Below are 4,955 nucleotides of genomic sequence, written 5' to 3'. Positions count from 1 at the left end.
TACTTCCTTTTCAAAAGTTGATTCTCTACATACTTTCTTTAAATATTCCATAAATGGCGCTTGAAGCTCAGGTCTTTTCAAAGCAAAATCTACTGTCGCTTCTAAAAATCCCAGCTTATCTCCAACGTCGTATCTTCTTCCTTCAAACTCATATGCATACATAGCCTCTTTCTTTGATAGAGTTTTTAATGCATCTGTCAATTGAATTTCTCCACCTTTTCCTGGTGCTTGATTTTCAAGAATTTCAAATATTTCTGGAGTTATTATATATCTACCTAATATAGCTATGTTAGATGGTTGTTTGCCTGGTTCTGGCTTTTCCACTAGATCCTTAACTTTGTAAACGCCATCTTCTATATATCTTGCGTCTATTATTCCATATTTATTTGCATCTTCTGGTGGAACAGCTTGTACTCCTAATATAGTTGTTCTATACTCTTCATATGCTGACATCAATTGTTTCAAACATGGAACATCATTATCTACTATATCATCTCCTAGCATTACTGCAAAAGGTTCATCCCCTATGAAACTTCTTGCACAGTAAATAGCATCACCTAGTCCTCTAGGTTCCTTTTGTCTTATATAGTATATATTAATCATTTTAGATATATTTCTAACTATTTCTAGTAAATCTGTCTTCCCTTTTTGTTCTAGTTCTAATTCTAATTCAACTGATTTATCAAAATGGTCTTCTATAGATTTTTTATTTTTCCCTGTAATTATAAGTATTTCTTCTATTCCTGATTCGACTGCTTCTTCTATTATATATTGTAAAGTTGGTTTATCTACTATTGGTAACATTTCTTTTGGTTGCGCCTTAGTTGCTGGTAAAAATCTTGTACCTAATCCTGCAGCTGGTATTACAGCCTTTTTTATTTTCCTTTGCATATAGCTCTTCTTCTCCCTCCAAAATTAATCCTATACAAAATATTTCTTGAATTTATTATTAAATAAACTTTCACATTTACATACTATTCTACCTTATTAACATATTTTTGTCACTTTAATTCTCAGTCAACTTCTCCAATTCCTTTAATAATTTATTAAATTTATTAATTGTTATTTGTATTGATTTTTCGCTAGTTAAATCAACACCTCCGTATTTTAATAAGCTTATCGGTTTATCTGCGCTACCCTTTTTTAGGAAATTTATATAATTTTCAGGACCATTATTCAATATATCTTCAGAAAAACTAATAGCACTACTGCAACCTGTAGCGTATTTATATACATAAAAGCTATTATAAAAATGAGGTATTCTAGACCATCCAATCATAGAGAGATTGTCTACCTCAAAATCATTTCCATAGTACTTTTTCAATAACTGAGACCATAAATCATTCAGTACCAATGTATTTACACTTTGATTGTCTTCAATCAATTTATGGACTTCTCTCTCAAATTCAGCATACATAGTCTGTGTATATAAGGTGTCCTTGATAAAATCTAAATACTGAGATATATAATAGGCTTTTTGATTATTATCACCTGCATTTTTTATCAAAAACTCATACAATAATACTTCATTCGTAGTCGATGCTACTTCATGAGTTAATATCGATGGTCTAGAATTATAATAGCTTTGATTTTTTTCACTTAAATATCCATAAACTCCATGTCCTAACTCATGTACTAAAGTAGATACCGAATCTAATGAATTATCGTAATTAAGTAATATATATGGATGATTATCATATACAGATAGACAATATCCACCCCCTACCTTATTCTTATCAGAATAAACATCTATCCATCTCTGATTAAAAGCTTCATAAATTATATCCTCATATTCTTTACCTAATGGGGAAAGAGCTGCATAAGTCAACGATATAGCATCTCCATAAGGTATATCACTGTTATCAGCCTGAGCTATAGGTACAAACATATCGTAATAATGAACCTTATCTACGTTTAATAATTTTTTTCTCAAAGAAACGTATCTATGCAGACTATTTTTATTTTTGCTTACTGTATCTATTAAATTACTATATATCTTAGGATCAACCTCATCATTACTCAAATACATATCTAAGCTTGAATTATAATTTCTTATACTAGAATAAAATACATTTTTATTTACTTGACCTATTAATAAGCCTGATAAAGTATTTATATTATCGTTATAAGGTATAAATTCATTTGTATAAGCCTCTTTTCTAGTATTTCTATCTGTCGACTTAATTTTACTCGAATATTCTGATGGGGAATTTTCACTATTTTTATCCATATTGCTAAATAAATCATATATATTCGCAGGAAGTGAAGCTATATTCCCTAACTTGCTAAGTAAATCCTCAGATTTTTCATCTAAGTAATGGTCTTTACTCTTTCGTATCTCCTCTAAATACGTTTTATATTTTTTATTTACTTTGCTACTTTTTAAATATTTATTATATGTAGAATCCGATAATTTAAGTATTTCCAATTCTAAATCAGAGCTTATTTTGCTGTATTTAGAATCTACTTTGTTTACCTTATCTATCATATCTAAACACTTGTACGAATCTTTATTGATATCCTTTTTTAATTTTGCATAAGCGTATAATTTATCTATTCTTATATCTAATTTTTCCTTTATTTTAAGTGCTGACATAAAATGTGTTTTTGATTTAGTAACCTTGCCAGTATAGTTTTGTAATTCCTTGATGTCATTTTCAAAATTAGATAATTCCTTCTGCCAAGCATCATCCGATTTGAATAAGTCCTGTAAATTCCAAGCTACATATTTATAATTTGATTGATCTTTACTATCTTTTGAGTCATCCTTATCATCAAAAGTAGAAGCAGCTTGTGTATATACTTCTTCTTTTTGGTTAAATTCATTTATTTTATAAAAAATACATATTGTAAAAATCAACGAAAATATTATAATAGCTACCAAATTTAACTTTTTGCCCATAAAAAGTCATCCTTTCTTATAATTACTTAATATTAGGATGACTTTTTTTTATTTTATTATTCAGTTTTTATTAGTTTATACAGTTTATAATTGAGTTATCCACAATGTTATCAACATATCAACAAGCGTTTTCCGACTTTATAATTGAGTTATTGCAACTCTTACATGCTTGTGTATTTATTCCCTAATTGTGAATTATTTTTTTACTTATCAACACTTTTAATCTATTTATTAACAGTTATCAACGAGTTTTACACAGAACCTGTAGATAACTGGGACGTATGTTTAATTTTCATTAAAAACAGTCTTATTCTAATCTATTTATCTTAGTTACCATGACTGTCATATCATCTTCAATATTATTAAGTTGTAGCTCTATAGCTCTATCAATTATTCTATCTATAATCTCCTTTGGATCATAAGTATCTAATTTTTTCAGGAAATAAATCAACCAATTTTCCCCGATATCATTATTTTTACCTGCATCTATAATCCCATCAGAGACCATTATGATATAATCCCCGTCGTTTAGCTTATAATTATGTCTATCTAACTTAACCTCAGATAAAATCCCAACTGGTAAAGACGATGATGAAATAAAATCAACATCATTGTTCGCCCTCTTGATGTATGTTGAACAAGCTCCCATCTTTACAGTTTCTAGTCGACCCTGCTTCAAATCGATAATCCCAAGGTCTAACGTTGAAAAAATTTCATCTGAATTACTAAGTAAAAGCATATTATTTATTGTTTTTATCACTATTTCATTATCTATTCTAGCTTCGATCATTTTTTCTAATATATCTATAGTTGTGGAGGATTCATCATAGGCTCTTTTTCCTTTTCCCATGCCATCGCATATGGCCATCATATACTGCCCATTATCAATCTCCATATAGGTATAATTGTCTCCACATAGTACATGTCCATCTCTAGATAATGAAAGAGCTTGTGTTGCTGCAGTAAATTTCTCAGCCTTAGTGAGAACTATTTTACAAGTATCCTTGTATATATTACATCCATATTTTTGAGCAGATAATTGCTCACCTAAATAATCTGATATTATCTTTATTAATTTTTGATCACACAACCCTCCATTTGTACATGTATTTTTATCTATAGTTATCTTGAATTCATTTTTACCCTTAGTCAAATAATTAAGTTTATTTACTATGATATTATTTCTTTCAAGCTCCTCTAGTAAATTCTTTTCCTTAGTTAAATCTAGCATCGCACTGGTCTCTAAATCATCTGATAGATTTTTTATAGATTTAGATATATTTCTAATTTGGTCAGCTATTAATTTTCTGCCTTCTTCAAACTTCATACTCCAATCGTAATTAAGTGCAAACATTTTATAGTAATAGTTTGAAACTTTTATAATCTGCTCTGGATTCATACATGATTTTTTAAATTCTTCTGGTATAGCATCCACAGTAAGCTGCCCTTCCTCTAGATTCTGTATCATATTGTACATTAGCGTATATGTCTTATTAAATCTCACCTCCCAGCAGACTTTTTTCATACTACAATATGAACATTCATCCTTATAAATCATGTCTATCAACTGGGCCATATCATTTTGATTTATTATATCATCCTTTTGTCTTATTTTTTCAAATGTGTTTGCAAGCTCGCTGTAAGCTCTTTGGATATTTACTAATTTACTGTTTGTGAGCTCTTTAGTCCTAACTATATAATCATTTACCGATTGAGATGTATTTACATTTATCTTTATAGCCGATTCAATTCTTTCAAAAAACGTCTTTGGAAGAATTGATACAATCAAGGCTCCTATCAAAATATCTCTTATCGAATTTATATTTGACTCTAATCCTGAAGTATATGCAAATATAATTATCCAACTCAATACATATCCCAGAATACATAAATATCTGTTCACTCGGTTGAAGGCCCCACCTATTAGACCTGCAAATGCGTATATTCCCATATATAAGGCTGATATAGCATTATTTATAATAAAAGCAAGTCCAACTATTACCCCACAAGATGATCCTATACTAGCGCCTCCTATAATAGCCGATATTAATAT

3 protein-coding genes are annotated in these 4,955 nt (G+C 29.2%); all 3 read right to left on the bottom strand.

Going from position 1 to position 4,955, the window contains the following annotated elements; genetic code table 11:
• The coding region (gene galU, locus MR593_RS09125; protein ID WP_290692099.1) for a UTP--glucose-1-phosphate uridylyltransferase GalU at positions 1-891 on the bottom strand (891 nt) is incomplete at its 3' end.
• Between the two features lie 115 nt (positions 892-1,006).
• Positions 1,007-2,902 carry an oligoendopeptidase F gene (pepF, locus tag MR593_RS09120; RefSeq protein ID WP_290692097.1) on the bottom strand — a complete coding sequence of 632 codons (1,896 nt, stop codon included), beginning with the start codon at positions 2,900-2,902 and terminating at the stop codon, positions 1,007-1,009.
• A 307-nt stretch (positions 2,903-3,209) separates the two neighbouring features.
• The coding region (spoIIE, locus tag MR593_RS09115; RefSeq protein WP_290692095.1) for a stage II sporulation protein E at positions 3,210-4,955 on the bottom strand (1,746 nt) is incomplete at its 5' end.

Origin of the sequence: Intestinibacter sp. (assembly GCF_022780145.1) — a bacterium.
Classification (GTDB): Bacteria; Bacillota; Clostridia; order Peptostreptococcales; family Peptostreptococcaceae; genus Intestinibacter.
The sequence above is the reverse complement of the archived record's forward strand: the minus strand, read 5'-3'. Positions and strand labels throughout refer to the sequence as shown.